This is a genomic window from Amycolatopsis sp. NPDC003861, from assembly GCF_053605405.1.
On record NZ_JBSGJD010000054.1, the window covers coordinates 1 to 14,816 of the forward strand.

The 14,816-nt window shown below is 70.9% G+C and carries 16 protein-coding genes; 10 read left to right on the forward strand and 6 right to left on the reverse strand.

Annotated elements, in window-relative coordinates; translation table 11 throughout:
• From ACWEVN_RS16165 to sepH, 3 genes are all read left to right on the forward strand, one after another.
• Positions 1 to 381: response regulator transcription factor (locus ACWEVN_RS16165; protein ID WP_452051759.1), on the forward strand; the 381-nt coding region annotated here is incomplete at its 5' end.
• The gene (locus tag ACWEVN_RS16170) at positions 378 to 1,529 is read left to right on the forward strand and encodes a sensor histidine kinase (RefSeq protein ID WP_449685362.1); all 1,152 of its coding nucleotides are present in this window, start codon (positions 378 to 380) and stop codon (positions 1,527 to 1,529) included. The genes ACWEVN_RS16165 and ACWEVN_RS16170, both read left to right, overlap by 4 nt.
• Before the next feature lie 192 nt (positions 1,530 to 1,721).
• The gene (sepH, locus tag ACWEVN_RS16175; protein WP_310968682.1) at positions 1,722 to 2,567 is read left to right on the forward strand and encodes a septation protein SepH; all 846 of its coding nucleotides are present in this window, start codon (positions 1,722 to 1,724) and stop codon (positions 2,565 to 2,567) included.
• Here sepH and ACWEVN_RS16180 read toward each other — a convergent pair.
• Positions 2,564 to 2,914, reverse strand: a complete 351-nt coding sequence (locus tag ACWEVN_RS16180) for an MmcQ/YjbR family DNA-binding protein (RefSeq protein ID WP_452051760.1) — start codon at positions 2,912 to 2,914, stop codon at positions 2,564 to 2,566. The genes sepH and ACWEVN_RS16180 overlap by 4 nt on opposite strands.
• Before the next feature lie 40 nt (positions 2,915 to 2,954).
• Here ACWEVN_RS16180 and ACWEVN_RS16185 point away from each other — a divergent pair, with 40 nt between their 5' ends.
• Positions 2,955 to 4,388 carry a hypothetical protein gene (locus ACWEVN_RS16185; protein ID WP_452051761.1) on the forward strand — a complete coding sequence of 478 codons (1,434 nt, stop codon included), beginning with the start codon at positions 2,955 to 2,957 and terminating at the stop codon, positions 4,386 to 4,388.
• On the opposite strand, the gene ACWEVN_RS16190 is transcribed toward ACWEVN_RS16185, so the two are convergent.
• Complete coding sequence (locus tag ACWEVN_RS16190; protein ID WP_310968685.1) at positions 4,385 to 4,996, reverse strand: DUF2537 domain-containing protein; 612 nt, start codon at positions 4,994 to 4,996, stop codon at positions 4,385 to 4,387. The genes ACWEVN_RS16185 and ACWEVN_RS16190 overlap by 4 nt on opposite strands.
• Before the next feature lie 31 nt (positions 4,997 to 5,027).
• Positions 5,028 to 5,834: a TrmH family RNA methyltransferase gene (locus ACWEVN_RS16195; protein ID WP_452051762.1), complete on the reverse strand. Its 807-nt coding sequence runs from the start codon at positions 5,832 to 5,834 to the stop codon at positions 5,028 to 5,030.
• Between the two features lie 210 nt (positions 5,835 to 6,044).
• Here ACWEVN_RS16195 and ACWEVN_RS16200 point away from each other — a divergent pair, with 210 nt between their 5' ends.
• From ACWEVN_RS16200 to ACWEVN_RS16220, 5 genes are all read left to right on the forward strand, one after another.
• On the forward strand, positions 6,045 to 7,544 hold the full coding sequence (locus tag ACWEVN_RS16200; RefSeq protein WP_449685358.1) for a glutamate-cysteine ligase family protein: 1,500 nt from the start codon (positions 6,045 to 6,047) through the stop codon (positions 7,542 to 7,544).
• A 15-nt stretch (positions 7,545 to 7,559) separates the two neighbouring features.
• Entirely contained in the window at positions 7,560 to 8,156 is a 597-nt protein-coding gene (locus ACWEVN_RS16205; RefSeq protein ID WP_449685357.1) for a TetR/AcrR family transcriptional regulator, read from the forward strand.
• Between the two features lie 72 nt (positions 8,157 to 8,228).
• Positions 8,229 to 8,888 carry a biliverdin-producing heme oxygenase gene (locus tag ACWEVN_RS16210; protein WP_452051763.1) on the forward strand — a complete coding sequence of 220 codons (660 nt, stop codon included), beginning with the start codon at positions 8,229 to 8,231 and terminating at the stop codon, positions 8,886 to 8,888.
• 189 nt (positions 8,889 to 9,077) lie between these two features.
• Complete coding sequence (locus tag ACWEVN_RS16215) at positions 9,078 to 9,701, forward strand: superoxide dismutase (RefSeq protein WP_003088226.1); 624 nt, start codon at positions 9,078 to 9,080, stop codon at positions 9,699 to 9,701.
• A 105-nt stretch (positions 9,702 to 9,806) separates the two neighbouring features.
• Entirely contained in the window at positions 9,807 to 10,619 is an 813-nt protein-coding gene (locus tag ACWEVN_RS16220) for an arylamine N-acetyltransferase family protein (protein ID WP_452051764.1), read from the forward strand.
• Positions 10,620 to 10,857: 238 nt separating this feature from the next.
• On the opposite strand, the gene ACWEVN_RS16225 is transcribed toward ACWEVN_RS16220, so the two are convergent.
• Complete coding sequence (locus ACWEVN_RS16225; protein WP_310968692.1) at positions 10,858 to 12,114, reverse strand: MFS transporter; 1,257 nt, start codon at positions 12,112 to 12,114, stop codon at positions 10,858 to 10,860.
• Positions 12,115 to 12,227: 113 nt separating this feature from the next.
• Positions 12,228 to 12,659 (reverse strand): MarR family winged helix-turn-helix transcriptional regulator, encoded by a 432-nt coding sequence (locus ACWEVN_RS16230; RefSeq protein ID WP_086844964.1) that lies wholly within the window; start codon positions 12,657 to 12,659, stop codon positions 12,228 to 12,230.
• 110 nt (positions 12,660 to 12,769) lie between these two features.
• On the opposite strand from ACWEVN_RS16230, the gene ACWEVN_RS16235 reads away from it, so the two are divergent.
• Positions 12,770 to 13,342, forward strand: a complete 573-nt coding sequence (locus ACWEVN_RS16235) for a hypothetical protein (protein WP_452051765.1) — start codon at positions 12,770 to 12,772, stop codon at positions 13,340 to 13,342.
• Here ACWEVN_RS16235 and ACWEVN_RS16240 read toward each other — a convergent pair whose 3' ends face one another.
• Entirely contained in the window at positions 13,343 to 14,812 is a 1,470-nt protein-coding gene (locus ACWEVN_RS16240) for an NCS2 family permease (RefSeq protein WP_449685372.1), read from the reverse strand.
• Positions 14,813 to 14,816: the final 4 nt, after the last annotated feature.

Below are 14,816 nucleotides of genomic sequence, written 5' to 3' on the forward strand. Positions count from 1 at the left end.
GCCGACGACTACCTGACGAAGCCGTTCGCGTTCGCCGAGCTGGTCGCCCGGGTGCAGGCGCTGTCGCGGCGCGCGCGGCCGGCGTTGCCGCCGGTGCTGGAACGCGACGGCGTCGTGCTCGACCTGCCGCGCCACCAGGCCGCGCGCGACGGCCGGTTCCTGCTGCTCTCGCCGAAGGAGTTCGCCGTGCTGGAGGTGCTCATGCGGGCCGAGGGCACGGTGGTCAGCGCCGAAGAACTGCTGGAAAAGGCCTGGGACGAACACGCCGACCCGTTCACCAACGCGGTGCGCGTCGCGGTGATGACGTTGCGGCGCAAGCTGGGCGACCCGCCGGTGATCGAGACCGTGCCGGGCGCCGGCTACCGGTTCGGCGCGCCGTGAACGGCCTGTCCGTCCGGACGAAGCTGACGGCCTGGTACGGCGGGCTCTTCCTGGTCGCCGGGGTGGTTCTGGTCGTCATCAACTACCTGCTGGTGCGGAGCACGCTGCCGGATCCCACCCGGGCCGCCTTGACGACGGTCGGCTCGGCCGACGTGACGTTCGGCGTCGCGGCCCGCGCGGCGATCCCGTCCCCGGGTGCCGCGGTGCAGCTGCTCAGCGGCTCGCTCGACGAGTACCGCTCCTCGACGCTGTCGACGCTGCTAGTCGGTTCGGCGATCGCGCTGGTGGCCACGGCGGCGCTGGCCGTGCTGTTCGGCTGGCTGATGGCCGGCCGCGCGCTGCGGCCGCTGCACGACATCACGACGGCCGCGCGCCGCCTGGAAGCGGGCAAGCTCGACCGGCGGATCAACCTCGAAGGGCCGCCGGACGAGCTGAAGGAGCTGGCGGACACCTTCGACGGCATGCTCGACCGGCTCGCGGAGTCGTTCGACAGCCAGAAGCGGTTCGTCGCGAACGCGTCCCACGAACTCCGGACGCCCCTGGCGGTGCAGCGGACGCTGATCGAGGTGGCGATGGCCGACCCCGACGTCCCGCCGGAGCTGAAGAAGCTCGGCACGCACCTGCTGCACACGAACGAGCGCAGCGAGCGGATGATCGAGGGGCTGCTGATCCTGGCCCGCAGCGACCGCGGCCTGCACGCGCGCACGCCGGTGCGCCTCGACGAGGTCGCCGCGGCGGTCGTCCGGGCGACGTCCGCCCAGGCCGAGGCGGCCGGGGTGAGGGTGGAGACCCGCCTCCGGGCGCGGGTGGTGGCGGGCGACCCGGTGCTGCTCGAGCGGCTGGTGACGAACCTGGTGGTCAACGCGATCACGTACAACGCCCCCGCCGGCTGGGTGTACGTCGAGGTGCGCGGTGACCCGGCCCTGGAGGTGCGGAACTCGGGTCCGGTGGTGCCGCCCGAGGCGGTGCCGACACTGTTCGAGCCGTTCCGCCGGCTGGGCGGCGCCGAGCGAACGGGCGACACGCGCAACGCGGGGCTCGGGTTGTCGATCGTCCGCTCGGTGGCCCAGGCCCACGGCGGCTACGCCGAAGCCCAGCCCGGCCGCCGCGGCGGGCTCGTGGTGACGGTCCGGCTGCCGCCTTCTTGATCCACTCGATCGTGACTTTGCGTGTCCGGCGTGTCACCCTGTTGCCGCTGACCTGGCTGAGCGAGGATGCGGAGGACGCAAAGTGAACAGTGGGCAGTTCGATGCGGACTCGGCGCGCCTCGCACGTCAAGCCGACGCGCCGTTCTAACGTGGGCACCCACAACGGTGAAGAAGATCGGGGAGGCGAGAACAATGCGGGCGCTGCGAGTGGTCGGACTGCACGAGGACGGCAAGTCCATCGTGCTCGAAGACCCGGCGAGCCGTACTCGTTTCCTGCTCCCGGCTGATGAGCGACTGCGCGCGGCGGCGCGGGGTGACATCACCCGCCTCGGCCAGATCGAAATCGAGTTGGAGAGCCAGATGCGGCCACGCGAGATCCAGCAGCGCATCCGGGCCGGCGAGTCCGTCGAGCAGGTCGCCGCGAGCGCCGGTGTCTCGACGCAGCGCGTCGAGCGCTACGCCTACCCCGTCCTGCTCGAGCGGTCCCGGACCGCCGAGCTGGCGCAGAGCGCCCACCCGGTCCGCGAAGACGGCCCCGACGTGCAGACGCTCGGCGAGGTCGTCGCGCACAGCTTCGGCGTCCGCGGCCACGACTACTCACGCGCCACCTGGGATTCCTGGAAGGGCGACGACGGCCGCTGGGTCGTCGTGCTCAGCTGGAAGGCCGGGCGGTCGGACAACCGCGCGCACTGGGCGTTCTCGCCGGGGGCGCACGGCGGCACCGTGACGGCGCTGGACGAGAACGCCGAGGTCCTCCTGGACCCGAACGCCTACCGCGCGCCGCGCACGGTCCGCGCCCTCGAGCCGGCCCGCGAGACGGAGTTCCAGCCGACGCTGGACTCGGTGGAGCCGGAGCGCGCGCAGCTGCCGTCGGCCGAGCCGGACCCGGACGACGACACCCGTGAGATCCCGCGCGTCCCGGTGGACCCGGACGAGGACGCCGCGGTGCCGGAGCCCCGGCCGAAGGCCAAGAAGAACCACCCGATCGTGCCGTCCTGGGAGGACGTGCTGCTCGGGGTCCGCTCGCAGCGCGGCTAGACCACCCGCGCCGCGAGCGTCTTCGGCGCCACCAGCCGGTAGGCCTCGCGCACGATCCGGTCGACCTCCGCCCAGTCGACGTCGACGTCCAGCCGCACCCCCAGCCACCCACGGTGGCCGACGTACGGCGGCCGGAAGAACCGCTCCGGCTCGGTGCGCACCAGCTCCTCCTGCACCCCTGGCGGCGCCGGGCACCAGAAGGCGAGCACGTCGTCGTGGTGGTGGTCGGCGAACATCACGAACGTCTTCTTGCCGCGCACGAACCACGCCGGCTCGCCGTGGCTGAGCCGTTCCGTCGTCTCCGGCAGGGCCAGGCACAACCCCCGCAAAACGTCCAGCTGCTCCATCCCGTCAGGCTACGATGTCACTGAGGGGGAGGGACCGATCATGCAGCGTGACCAGGAAGCCTGGCTCGTCCGCTTCGGCGAGCTCAGACACCGCGCGTTCAGCGGCGTTCCGGTGGTCGACGTGGTGCCGGCGCAGTGGGGCCTGGACCCGACGACCGTCCGGCAGGCCGCGCACTCGCGCCGGTACCGGGAAACCGCGCCTGCGCAACCGGAATCCCTGCGGTTCGAGTTCGCGCCCTGGCTCTTCCCGCCGCCGTTCGACCACGGCCCGGGCACGGACGCCGACCGCCGCCGGCTCGCGAAGCTGCTCGACGAACAGGAGCAGTTCTGGGCCAGTTCGCGCAGGCTGCGGCTCGGCCGCGACGACATCGGCAAGGCCGCGGCGGCCGCCGGGATGACCGTGGTCGCCGAGGTCGCCGACCGCACCGACCGGCTCCTGCTGCTGCGCCGCACCGGGCTCCCCGACGAAGAGCTGCGGCCGCGCACGGCCGGACGCCGGCTCGACCTGACCGCGGTCCAAGGCGTGGCCGCCGTCCTCGGCGTCGCCGTGGCCGCCGCGGGCACCTGGATCGCCGCCACCGCCGAGCAGAAGTGGCCGGTCCTGCTGATCCCGGTCTTCCTGGTCGCCGCGGTGGCGGCGCAGTTCCTGATCCGCGCGGTCGCCGGCCGGTCGCCGCGCATGCCGTGGCTGGACGAGCCGTTCGACGGCAGCCCGCAGGTGATCGTGCCCCCGCCGCCGTCGGTGTCCGCCGAGTTGCTCGGCGAAGTCGCTTCTCTCCACGGCTACTTCTCGGCCGGCCCGTGCGAATCGACCCGCAACCGCCGCGATCTGCTGTTCCGGAAAACCCGTCCCGGGCTGGTTTTCGGCACGCCGGCGCCTCGGAGGCCACCGTCCTACGAGGTCCCGGCCGGGTCACCGGGCCGGGAGCAGTGGCTGCGCAACCACCTCGAGGGTCGTGACGAGCTGTGGGTGAGCGTCCGGCACGCGAAGCTGACGCCGGCCCGGATCGCCGAGATCGCGGGCGGCGAGGGGCTGCGCCCCGCCGCGGAATTCGCCGACCGCACCGACCGGATCCTGCTGCTGCGCCGCGGATCGCCAGTCGCCGCGCGGAAGTTCCGGATGTCGTTCGCCGGTTTCCTCGCCCCGGCGTTGTGGGCCGTGCTGTGCTTCGGCGGCGGCGTCGTCACGGGGGCGCTCACCGGCCAGGAGCGCCTCTTCGCGATCAGTTTCGGCCTCACCGTCCTCGGCGTGCCACCGCTGTTGTGGGTGCTCCGGGTCTTCCCCCGCTCGGCGCGCGTCGGCTGGCTGGCGGGTGAATTCGACGGCAGCGCCAGCGTGACGTTCTTCTCCGGCCAGTTCGACGTCTCCCCCGAACTGATCCGCCAGATCGCCGCCTTCCACGGCTACTCCTTCCGCAGCCAGACGGCGACCCAGGCCCAGGGCACCCTCGTGACCTACGCCAGGTTCCGCTAGAAGGCAATCACCAGCACGCCGAACCACGCGATCACGACCCCGCCGGCCGCGCCGTAGGCGGCCCAGCGCAGGATCGGCGTGCGGCGGATCAGCCACAGCGACGGCGCGATCCCGGCCGTCACGATCACCGACGCCCCCAGCGCGACCCAGCCGCTGGTTTCGCGGACCAGCGTCGAGGCGAGCGCCAGCATGGCCACGACGACCACGGCCGCGATGAACGCCGAGACGGTCAGGCCGGTCAGCCAGGGCGTCGGCTCGCCGGGCGGGCCGGGCGGGCCGAGCACCGCGCGGACGAACCGGTAGCCGGGTTCGGTGGGCGGCGCGGGCGGTTCGACGACCGTGTCTTCACCGGTCACCGGGTCGACGAATCGCACGGTCGTGCCCATCACCGAAGCCAGGCGGGTGGCCAGCTGGCGGCCGCGTTGCGAAACCACCGCGCCCGCCTCCACCCCGGGATCGGCGGTGACCGCGGAAGCCACGCGCGCCCACTCGTGCAGGGCCCGCGCCAAGTCGGCGCCGATCGCGAGCTTGTGCGGGTCCACCTCGCGCGCGTGCTCCCCGCCCGGGCCGGCCAGCACGGCGCGTTCGCCGCGGATCCGCAGCTCCATGGTGCCCCTTCCCGCCTCGGAGACCAGAACTTTAGCCGCCCCTGGCCAGTTCGTAGAAGGCGACGGCGGCGGCCGTCGCGATGTTCAGTGAATCGACTCCGGCCGGCATGGGTATCCGGACGGCATGATCAGCCGCCGCGAGCGCCGTTTCGGTCAGCCCGGGACCTTCGGCGCCGAAGAGCAGCGCCACCCGCCCGGGGGCGTGCTCCCGCAGCGCGGGCAGCGGGATCGACCCCGGCCGCGGGGTGAACGCCGCAACGGCGAACCCGCGCGCCCGCAGGTCGTCGAGCCCGCCCGGCCAGTCCGTCAGGTGCCCGAACGGCACGCGCAGGACGTGGCCCATCGACACGCGCACGCTGCGCCGGTACAGCGGGTCGGAACAGCCGGGGCCGAGCAGCACCCCGCCGACGCCGAGCGCGGCCGCGTTGCGGAAGAGCGCGCCGAGGTTTTCGTGGTCGCCGACGCCTTCCAGCACGGCGATCGGGCCGGTGCCGCCGACGACCTCCGGCACGGTCAGCGGCGCGGGCCGGTCGGCGACGGCGAGGATCCCGCGGTTGAGGTGGAACCCGACCACGTCGGCCATGGTTTCCGCGGAGGCCACGTACTGCGGCACGTCGAGTCCGGCCAGTTCATCGGCCAGTTCTTCGAACCGCCGCGACACGCCCAGCAGCGCGCGGACCGGGTAGCGGGACGCCAGCAGCCGGGACACCACGACAGTGCCTTCGGCGATGACGAGACCCCGCCCGCCGGGCCGGTCGGGGCGACGGTCCGCAGTGGACAGGTCGCGGAAATCGTCGACGCGGGGATCGCCGGAGTGGTCGATGTGGATCACGCCCATCCGCCCAGTCTGTCACCCGCTTGCCGGGCGCATGATTGGTCCGAACGTCCACCGCATGGTGGTACGAACGGGGCCATTTTGCTTTCGGTTAACCGCCCGTGACGGAGAGCACCAGTTTGGCCGCTAGCCCGGGTGCATCGGCTGTGTAACGGTTGTCCGCCGGGGCCTGAAACACGTCCTAGTCCACGCCGACACGAAGCAGGGATGGTCATGGGGATGGACCTCGAGGCTCAGTCGTTCAACACGCTGGACCGAGGAAGGTACCGCCGGAAGGTGCAGCGCTGCCTCGACACGCTGGCCCGGATGCTCACCGACGGCAGCTTTTCGTTCCCCCGCAAGAACATCGGCCTCGAAGTCGAGCTGAACCTCGTCGACCGGGAACTGCGCCCGTCGATGACGAACACCGCGGTGCTGGAGGCGCTCGACGACCCGTCGTTCACCACCGAGCTGGGCCAGCACAACATCGAGCTGAACGTCCCGCCGCGGCCGCTGGCGGGCGATTCCGCGCTCCAGCTGGAAGACGACCTGCGCGCGTACCTCGACACCGCGGCGACGAAGGCGCGTGACACCGGCTCGTCGCTGGCCATGATCGGCATCCTGCCGACGTTGAAGCACGAGCACTTCGACCAGAAGTGGCTCACCAACAAGACCCGGTACTCCACGCTGAACGACCAGATCTTCGCCGCGCGCGGCGAACGCACGGTGCTCGCCATGGAGGGCGCGCCGCTGCCGGGCCAGCAGCCCGAACGCCTGCGCAGCTATGCCGAGTCGATCCTGCCGGAGGCCGCGTGCACCAGCGTGCAGCTGCACCTGCAGGTCGCGCCCGAGGAGTTCGCCGCGCACTGGAACGCGGCGCAGTGCCTGGCCGGGCTGCAGATCGCGCTCGCGTCGAATTCCCCGTTCCTGCTCGGCAAGGCGCTGTGGCACGAGACGCGGATCCCGCTCTTCCTGCAGGCGACCGACACCCGGCCCGAGGAGCTGAAGAACCAGGGTGTCCGGCCGCGGGTGTGGTTCGGCGAGCGCTGGATCACGTCGATCTTCGACCTGTTCGAGGAGAACGTCCGCTACTTCCCCGGCCTGCTCCCGGAAACCGACGCCGAGGACCCGATCGAGGCGCTCGACGCGGGCCAGGCGCCGAAGCTCACCGAGCTGCGCATGCACAACGGGACGATCTGGCGCTGGAACCGCCCGGTGTACGACGTCGTCGACGGCCTGCCGCACCTGCGGATCGAGAACCGGGTGCTGCCGGCCGGGCCGACCGTGGTCGACACGGTGGCGAACGCGGCCTTCTTCTACGGCGCCCAGCGCGCGCTGGCCGAGGCGGAACGCCCGGTGTGGAGCCAGATGTCGTTCCAGGCCGCCGAGGAAAACCTGTACGCGGGCGCGCGACGCGGTTTCGACGGGCAGCTGTACTGGCCGGGCATCGGCTGGATCCCGCCGGACGAGCTGGCGCTGCGCGTGCTGCTGCCGCTCGCCCACGAGGGCCTGCGCCGCTCCGACGTCTCCGACGAGGCCCGTGAGCGCTACCTCGGGATCATCGAGCGCCGCTGCCTGGCGCGGCGGACGGGCGCGACCTGGCAGCGCGACTACGTCCTGCGGGCGCAGGAACGCGGGCTGGACCGCGAGGCGGCGCTGAGCCTGATGCTGGGGCGCTACCTGGAACTGTCCGAGGCGGGCGAACCGGTTCACACGTGGCCGGTGGCCGATTGACGCTAGCCTGGGCGGATGCCGAAAATTCTCGGTGAGTCGCTGGAGGCGCACCGGCGTGAGGTGCGGTCCCGGGTCTTCGAAGTGCTGCGCGCGCAGCTCTACGAGCGCGGCTTCGACGCGATCACGCTGGCCGGCGTCGCCTCGGCGGCCGGGGTGGGCCGGACGGCGCTGTACAACCACTTCCCGGACAAGGAGAGCCTGCTCGTCGCGTTCGTCGAGGACGAGGCGGCCCAGTACGTCACGCGGCTGACCGAAGCCGTCGAGGCCCAGGCGGACCCGGTCGACCAGCTGGCCACGTTCGTCCGGCTGCAGCTGCGCGTGCTGGCCGAGTACCACATGCCACCGGGAACGGCGCTCGCGTCGGCACTGGCCCCGGCGGCGTACCGGCGGATCAGCGCGCACGCCGACCCGATCACCGACCGCCTCCGCGCCATCCTCGCCGGCGGCGTCGACCTGGGCCGCTGGCCGGCCGAGGACCCGGACGTCCTGATCCCGATGATCACCGCGGCGCTGGGCAACCGGACGCTGGTCGACGGGCCCGCCGACCAGCTGGTGGACGTCGTCGAAGCGGCGGTGCGGTTCGTCCTGCGGGCGGTGGGCGCGAGAGTTTAGGGTGGCCTAAGTCCGATTCATGCCCTACGATCTTTCTGACAGCCTGTCAGATCGATCGCCGGGAGGCCTGCCATGTCGGTGACCACGGACGCCCGCCCCTTCTCGGCGACCTTGCGCGCGTCGACCCTCGAAGTCCACGACCGGGCGAACTACTCCGCGTACATGCGCGCCCTGCTCGGCGGGGAGCTGACCCGCGACGGCTACACCCAGCTGGCGATCCAGTACTACTTCATCTACGGCGCGATCGAGGCCGCGAGCGACGCGATGGCCGGCGACCCCGTCGGCGGTGAGTTCGTCTTCGACGAGTTGCGGCGCCTCCCGCTCCTCGAACGCGACCTCGCCCACCTGGTCGGCCCCGACTGGCGCGCGACGATCTCGCCGCTCGCCTCCACCCGGGCATACGCCGACCGGATCCGCGAAGCGTCGGCGTGGGCCGGTGGGTACGTCGCCCACCACTACACGCGCTACCTCGGCGACATCGCCGGCGGCCAGGTCATCCGGCGGACGCTCGAGAAGAACTACGACGTCGCCGAGGCGGGCGCGCTGTTCTACCACTTCGACCGCATCGGCAGCGCGCCCCGCTTCCGGGACCAGTACCGGGCGAAGCTGGACAACGCGCCCTGGGACGAGGCCGAGCGCGCCCGCGTGATCGACGAGACGCTGGTGGCCTTCGAATGCAACGTCGCCGTCTTCGACGAGCTGGCGCTGCGCCTCGACGAGTTCCGTGCCTGATCTCACAGGCCGTTGACCTCCACTTAAGTCCAAGTTGCAGGCTCGGTTTCGGGTGGTGCACCTCCGGGGTACGCCATCTACGGACCGCCGTCCCAAGCTGTGACGGCCACGCGCCCCCGCTCGCCGCGAGGGGGCGTGTGCTACTAGGTTCGGTACCGGAAACTTGTGTCGAAGACAGAAGGAGGGCCAATGGCCCGCTACGAGCTCCCCGATCTCGACTACGACTACGGCGCCCTCGCGCCCCACATCTCCGGCGAGATCAACGAGCTGCACCACAGCAAGCACCACGCGACCTACGTCAAGGGCGCGAACGACACGCTCGACAAGCTCGAAGCCGCCCGCGAAGCGAACGACTTCGGCTCGATCGTCGGCCTGGAGACCACGCTGGCCTTCAACCTGGCCGGCCACGCCAACCACGTCGTGTGGTGGAAGATCCTGTCGCCGGAAGGCGGCGACAAGCCGACCGGCGAGCTCGCCGCGGCGATCGACGAGGCGTTCGGCTCCTTCGACAAGTTCAAGGCGCAGTTCACCGCCGTCTCGACCACGATCCAGGGCAACGGCTGGGGCGCGCTGTCCTGGGACCCGATCGGCAAGACGCTGATCACCCAGCAGCTGCGCGACCACCACAACAACCTGATCCTGCCGACCGTGCCGATCCTGCTGGTCGACGTCTGGGAGCACGCGTTCTACCTGGACTACAAGAACGTGAAGCCGGACTACGTCAAGGCCCTGTGGAACATCTTCAACTGGGCCGAGATCAGCAAGCGCTTCGACAACGCCGTCGCGGGCGGTAACGGCCTGCTGCTCGGCTGAGTTCTTCCGCGTCGAACGGGGCCCTCCCTTCCGGGAGGGCCCCGTTTTCGCGCCGGGGGAAAACGCCTTGACCTCCAGCGCGGTCGAGGTGTTTGAGTGGGTGCCATGGACATCGACGCGTACCTGGCCCGCCTCGGCGTCGCCCGCCCGGCGGCACCCGACCTCGCGACGCTGTGCCACCTGCAGGAACGCCACCTGGCCGCGGTGTCGTTCGAGAACCTGAGCAGCCACCTCGGCGAGCCGGTCGTCCTCGACGAGGAGGCCCTGTTCGCCAAGATCGTCGGCCGCCGGCGAGGCGGATTCTGCTACGAGCTGAACGGCCTGTTCGCGGCCCTGCTGCGCGAGCTGGGTTACGACGCTTCGCTGCGCGCGGCCCAAGTCTTCCGCTCCGACGGCACGGTCGGCCCACCACTGGACCACGCGGCGATCGTCGTCGCCTTGGACGCCGAGGAGTGGCTGGTGGACGTCGGTTTCGGCCGCTTCGCCCGGCACCCGCTGCGCCTGTCCGCCGTGGACGCCCAGCGCGACGCGGACGGTGAGTTCCTGATCCTGGACGCCCCGCACGGCGACGTCGACATCCTGCTGGACGGCAAGCCGCAGTACCGCCTGGAGCGCCGCCCGCGCCCGCTGGCCGACTTCATCCCGATGGCGTGGTGGCAGACGACGTCCCCGGAGTCCCACTTCACGCAGTCGCTGACGTGCTCCCGCCCGACGTCCCAGGGTCGTGTGACGCTGTCGGGCGACAAGCTGATCGAGACGGTGGACGGCGTCCGGAACGAGGTCCGCCTGCCGTCTCCCGAGGCGGTCCACCTGGCGTACCGCGTGTACTTCGGGATGACGCTGACGCGCTTGCCGGTACCACCGGGCGGGAGTCCCTTGACGGGCGACGTGCCGCAGCCCGACACTGCGCTGAGGTGAACGAAGCCCCGGCCTGGGGTTTTCCCAGGGCCGGGGCTCCGTCCGTTCCCGAACTGACTGCCGCTCCCACCACGAAGCGGACATGTATGAGGTTAGCCTAACCTCATCTCCGCGGGCAAGGGGTCGGCCGCGGAGACTCGGATCTCACTCTTCCGGGTGACACTCAGGGCTCGCAGCCGCGGTTTTTGTCGGTGGTCGCGGTTACGGTCACGCCGTGGATACGAACCGATACGTCCCGTCAGACCTTGGCCCGCTTGAGCACCCGCAGCCCCAGGCCGCGCTTCACCGGCCAGGAAATCCCGCCCCGCCGGATCAGCACCACCGCGCACACCACCGCGGCCACGGCCGAAACCGCCCCACCGATGTAGAACGGAGACCGCCCGCCGAACTCCTGGGCCATCCACCCCACCATCGGCCCGCCGATCGGGTTCCCCCCGATCAGCACGAGCACGTACAGCCCCATCACGCGGCCCCGCATCTCCGGGCTGACCGACGTCTGCACCAGGGCGTTCGCCGTGTTGAGGAAGGTCATCGTGGCGAAGCCGAGCGGGATCAGGCCGAGGCCGAAGGTCAGGTACGTCGGCATGAAGGCGGTGAGCAGCTCGAACACGCCCAGGAAGAACGCCGACACGAGCATCAGCCGCACCCGTGGCCGGCCTTTGGTGCCGCGGCGGGCCGACATCAGCGCGCCGGTGAACGTGCCGACCGCGACCAGCGTCGAGAGGAGGCCGTAGCCGTCGGCGGCGGTGTGGAACACGTTCGCCGCGACGATCGGGAGCGAGCTGAAGTACGTGATGCCGAACGTGCTGACGAACAGCACCAGCACCATCACCGTCACCAGATCCGGCCGCCGCCGGACGTAGCGCAGGCCCTCGGCGAGCTGGCCCTTCTCGCGCGGCACCGCCGCGACGCGGAACAGCTTGTCCGGGTTCATCAGGACCAGCCCGGTGATCACCGCGACCGTGCTCAGCGCGTTCGCGATGAACAGCCAGCCGGTGCCGATCCAGGTGATCGCGAACCCGGCGATGGCCGGGCCGACGATCCGCGCCATGTTGAAGATCGACGAGTTCAGCGCGACGGCGTTGGCCACCTGGTCGCGGCCCACCATCTCGGCGACGAACGACTGCCGCGTCGGCACTTCCAGCGCGGCCGTCACGCCGAGCGTGAAGCACAGGACGTAGACGTGCCACAGCGCGGCGATCCCGCTCAGGTCGAGCACGCCGAGGATCGCGGCCTGTGAACACGCTGCCACCTGGATCCAGGTGAGCAGCCGCCGCTTGTCGACGCGGTCGGCGAGGACGCCGGCCCAGAGCGAAAGGAACAACGTGGGCGTGAACTGAAGCGCGACCGCGACACCGAGGGCGATCGGGTTGTTGCCGCTGAGGGTGAACACCAGCCAGTCCTGGGCGATGCGCTGCATCCAGGTGCCGATGTTCGAGATGACCTGGCCGGTGAAGAACAGCCGGTAGTTGCGGACGCGCAGCGAGGCGAACATGCTGCCGCGCTGGGGAGAGGATGGAGGCGACGCGGACGGCGGTGAGGCCGTCTCCCGGGTAGCAGTGGTCTGGATCGAACGCTTGGTTTCGCTACCCGTGGCCGTCACCGTGGTTAGTTCCCCGCCATCCTGTCTATGATTTCGGCGGCTTTGGAGAGCACTTCACGCTCTTCGTCGCCGAGTTCCGCCAATTGCCGGTCCAGCCACGCCTCCCGCACGGAGATGGCCTTCTGCACGTAGGCCAGCCCGCTCTCGGACAGCTCGACGATGGCCTGCCTGCCATCGGTCGGGTGCGGGCGCCGCTCGACGAACCGCAGCTCCTCGAGCGCGGCGATCACCCTCGTCATCGAAGGGGGCTGGACGCCTTCCTTCGCGGCGAGCTGACCCGGGGTCAGCGCACCGCACTTGTGGAGGGTGGACAGCGCGGCGACCTGCGTCAGCGTGAGGTCGTCCCCGACGCGCTGTGCCCGCAGCCGGCGGTTGAGCCGGACCACCGCGAGACGCAGACGGCTCGCCAACGAGCGTTCGTGCGTGTCGCCGGACATATAGTTAGCATACCTTACGAAACTTCGGCCGAGCGGGTGATCTCCGTCAACCCGCAACCTGGAATACGGTCGCGCGTCCTCACCCAGGAGCGAAACCCCTGGGGAGCACGATGAACAAGAAGCTGGTGGGCTCGGCCGTGGTCGGCGCGGCGGTCCTGGCGGTCGTGGCGGCGCAGTTCCTGGGCGGCGGTGACGACGCGCCCGCGGCCGCGCCCGCACCACCACCGTCAACGCCGGCTCCCGCCATCGTCCAGGGGTCCCTGGAGGTCTACCGCTTCCCCGACGTGGCCGGCGGGCGCGGCTGGTCGATCGAGATCCCGGTCCCGGCGGGCTGGGCCGTCACCCACGAGAACGACCGGGCGAGCTACCGCAGCGGTCAGCTCCTCCTGGAGACCGACAAGGTGCCGATCACGCAGGAGGACGCACTGAGCGGGCTCAAAGCCGTGGCCGCGAAGGCGCACCAGGACAGCTCGGTCCTCAAGCCCGCGCAGGCCGGCGACATCCAGGACGCGGCGGAATGGGACTACACCTACCTCCGCGACGGCCACCCTGAACGGGCCGCCGTCATCGGGATCGGCGCGGGCGACAGCCTCGTCACGATCCGCTACGAGGCGCCGCCCGCCGAGTTCGACCGCAACCGCGGCGTGCTGGACGCCGCGATGAAGGTCAGCGCGCCGGGCTGATCAGCGGAACGCCGCCTGGATCGGCCCGACCGCGAAGTACGCCACGAAGGCCAGCGCGATCACCCACATCAGCGGGTGCACCTGGCGGGCCTTGCCGGTGGCCGCGCGGATGACGACGTAGCTGACGAAGCCGGCGCCGATACCGTTCGCGATCGAGTACGTGAACGGCATGACGACGATGGTCAGGAACGCCGGCAGTGCGATCGAGAAGTCGGTGAAGTCGATCTCGCGGACCTGCGACATCAGCATCGCGCCCACGACGACCAGCGCCGGCGCGGCCGCCTCGACCGGCACCACCTGGTACAGCGGCGTCAGGAACATCGCGGCGAGGAACAGCACGCCGGTGACGATGTTCGCCAGGCCGGTCCGGGCACCTTCGGCGATGCCGGACGCCGACTCGACGAACACCGTGTTCGAGCTGGCCGAGCCGAAGCCGCCGGCCGCGCCCGCGAGACCCTCGACGAACAGCGCCTTGCCGACGTTGGGCAGCTGGCCGTCCTTCGGGAGCAGGTCGGCCTCCTTCGCGAGGCCGGTCATGGTGCCCATGGCGTCGAAGAAGTCGGCGAGCACCAGGGTGAACACCAGCAGGCAGACGGTGATGATCGGCAGCCGCGTCCAAGCGCCGAAGGAGACGTCGCCGACGAGCGAGAGGTTCGGCAGGCCGAACACCTGGTCCGGCAGCGCCGGGTAGCCGAGGTTCCAGCCCTTCGGGTCGGTGCCCTTCGACGGCCCGGCGTTGACGATCGCCTCGACGACGATGGCCAGCACGGTCGAGCTCAGCACGCCGATCAGGATCGCGCCCTTGACCTTCCGGACGACCAGGATGCCGGTGACCAGCAGGCCGACGACGAACACCGCGGTCGGCCAGGAGGCGATCGAGCCGTTGATGCCGAGGCCGACCGGGACGGTGGTGTGCGCGGCGTCCGGCAGCCGGCGCACGAACCCGGCGTCGACCAGGCCGATCAGGCAGATGAACACGCCGATGCCGACGGCGATCGCGGACTTCAGCGCGGCCGGCACGGCCCGGAACACCGCGGTGCGGAACCCGGTGAGCACCAGCAGGACGATGATCACGCCCTCGATGACCACCAGGCCCATCGCCTCGGGCCAGGTCATCTGCGGGGCGATGGTGACCGCGACCAGGCTGTTGATGCCCAGGCCGGTCGCGATGGCGAACGGGTAGTTCGCGATCAGGCCCATGAGGATGGTCAGCACGCCGGCGACGAGCGCGGTCACCGCGGCGACCTGCGGCACCGGCAGGATGCCGCCGAGGACGTCCTTGTGGGCGCCCGCGTCGTCGGCCGAGAAGCTGCCGATGATCAGCGGGTTCAGCACCACGATGTAGGCCATCGTGACGAAGGTGACCAGGCCGCCGCGCAGCTCGCGCGAGACGGTCGACCCCCGCTCGGTGATCTTGAAGAACCGGTCCAGTGTGGACGTCCCGGTGCGGGTCGTCTCCTGCTCCGCCATTCGC

Bases quoted from the DNA above. Each gene is read 5' to 3' on its own strand.
- ACWEVN_RS16230 (WP_086844964.1), bottom strand. From the start codon at position 12,659: ATGTCCGGCGACACGCACGAACGCTCGTTGGCGAGCCGTCTGCGTCTC.
- ACWEVN_RS16190 (WP_310968685.1), bottom strand. From the start codon at position 4,996: ATGGAGCTGCGGATCCGCGGCGAACGCGCCGTGCTGGCCGGCCCGGGC.
- ACWEVN_RS16200 (WP_449685358.1), top strand. From the start codon at position 6,045: ATGGGGATGGACCTCGAGGCTCAGTCGTTCAACACGCTGGACCGAGGA.
- ACWEVN_RS16195 (WP_452051762.1), bottom strand. From the start codon at position 5,834: ATGGGCGTGATCCACATCGACCACTCCGGCGATCCCCGCGTCGACGAT.
- ACWEVN_RS16215 (WP_003088226.1), top strand. From the start codon at position 9,078: ATGGCCCGCTACGAGCTCCCCGATCTCGACTACGACTACGGCGCCCTC.
- ACWEVN_RS16180 (WP_452051760.1), bottom strand. From the start codon at position 2,914: ATGGAGCAGCTGGACGTTTTGCGGGGGTTGTGCCTGGCCCTGCCGGAG.
- ACWEVN_RS16205 (WP_449685357.1), top strand. From the start codon at position 7,560: ATGCCGAAAATTCTCGGTGAGTCGCTGGAGGCGCACCGGCGTGAGGTG.
- ACWEVN_RS16210 (WP_452051763.1), top strand. From the start codon at position 8,229: ATGTCGGTGACCACGGACGCCCGCCCCTTCTCGGCGACCTTGCGCGCG.
- ACWEVN_RS16225 (WP_310968692.1), bottom strand. From the start codon at position 12,114: ATGTTCGCCTCGCTGCGCGTCCGCAACTACCGGCTGTTCTTCACCGGC.
- ACWEVN_RS16235 (WP_452051765.1), top strand. From the start codon at position 12,770: ATGAACAAGAAGCTGGTGGGCTCGGCCGTGGTCGGCGCGGCGGTCCTG.
- ACWEVN_RS16220 (WP_452051764.1), top strand. From the start codon at position 9,807: ATGGACATCGACGCGTACCTGGCCCGCCTCGGCGTCGCCCGCCCGGCG.
- sepH (WP_310968682.1), top strand. From the start codon at position 1,722: ATGCGGGCGCTGCGAGTGGTCGGACTGCACGAGGACGGCAAGTCCATC.
- ACWEVN_RS16185 (WP_452051761.1), top strand. From the start codon at position 2,955: ATGCAGCGTGACCAGGAAGCCTGGCTCGTCCGCTTCGGCGAGCTCAGA.
- ACWEVN_RS16240 (WP_449685372.1), bottom strand. From the start codon at position 14,812: ATGGCGGAGCAGGAGACGACCCGCACCGGGACGTCCACACTGGACCGG.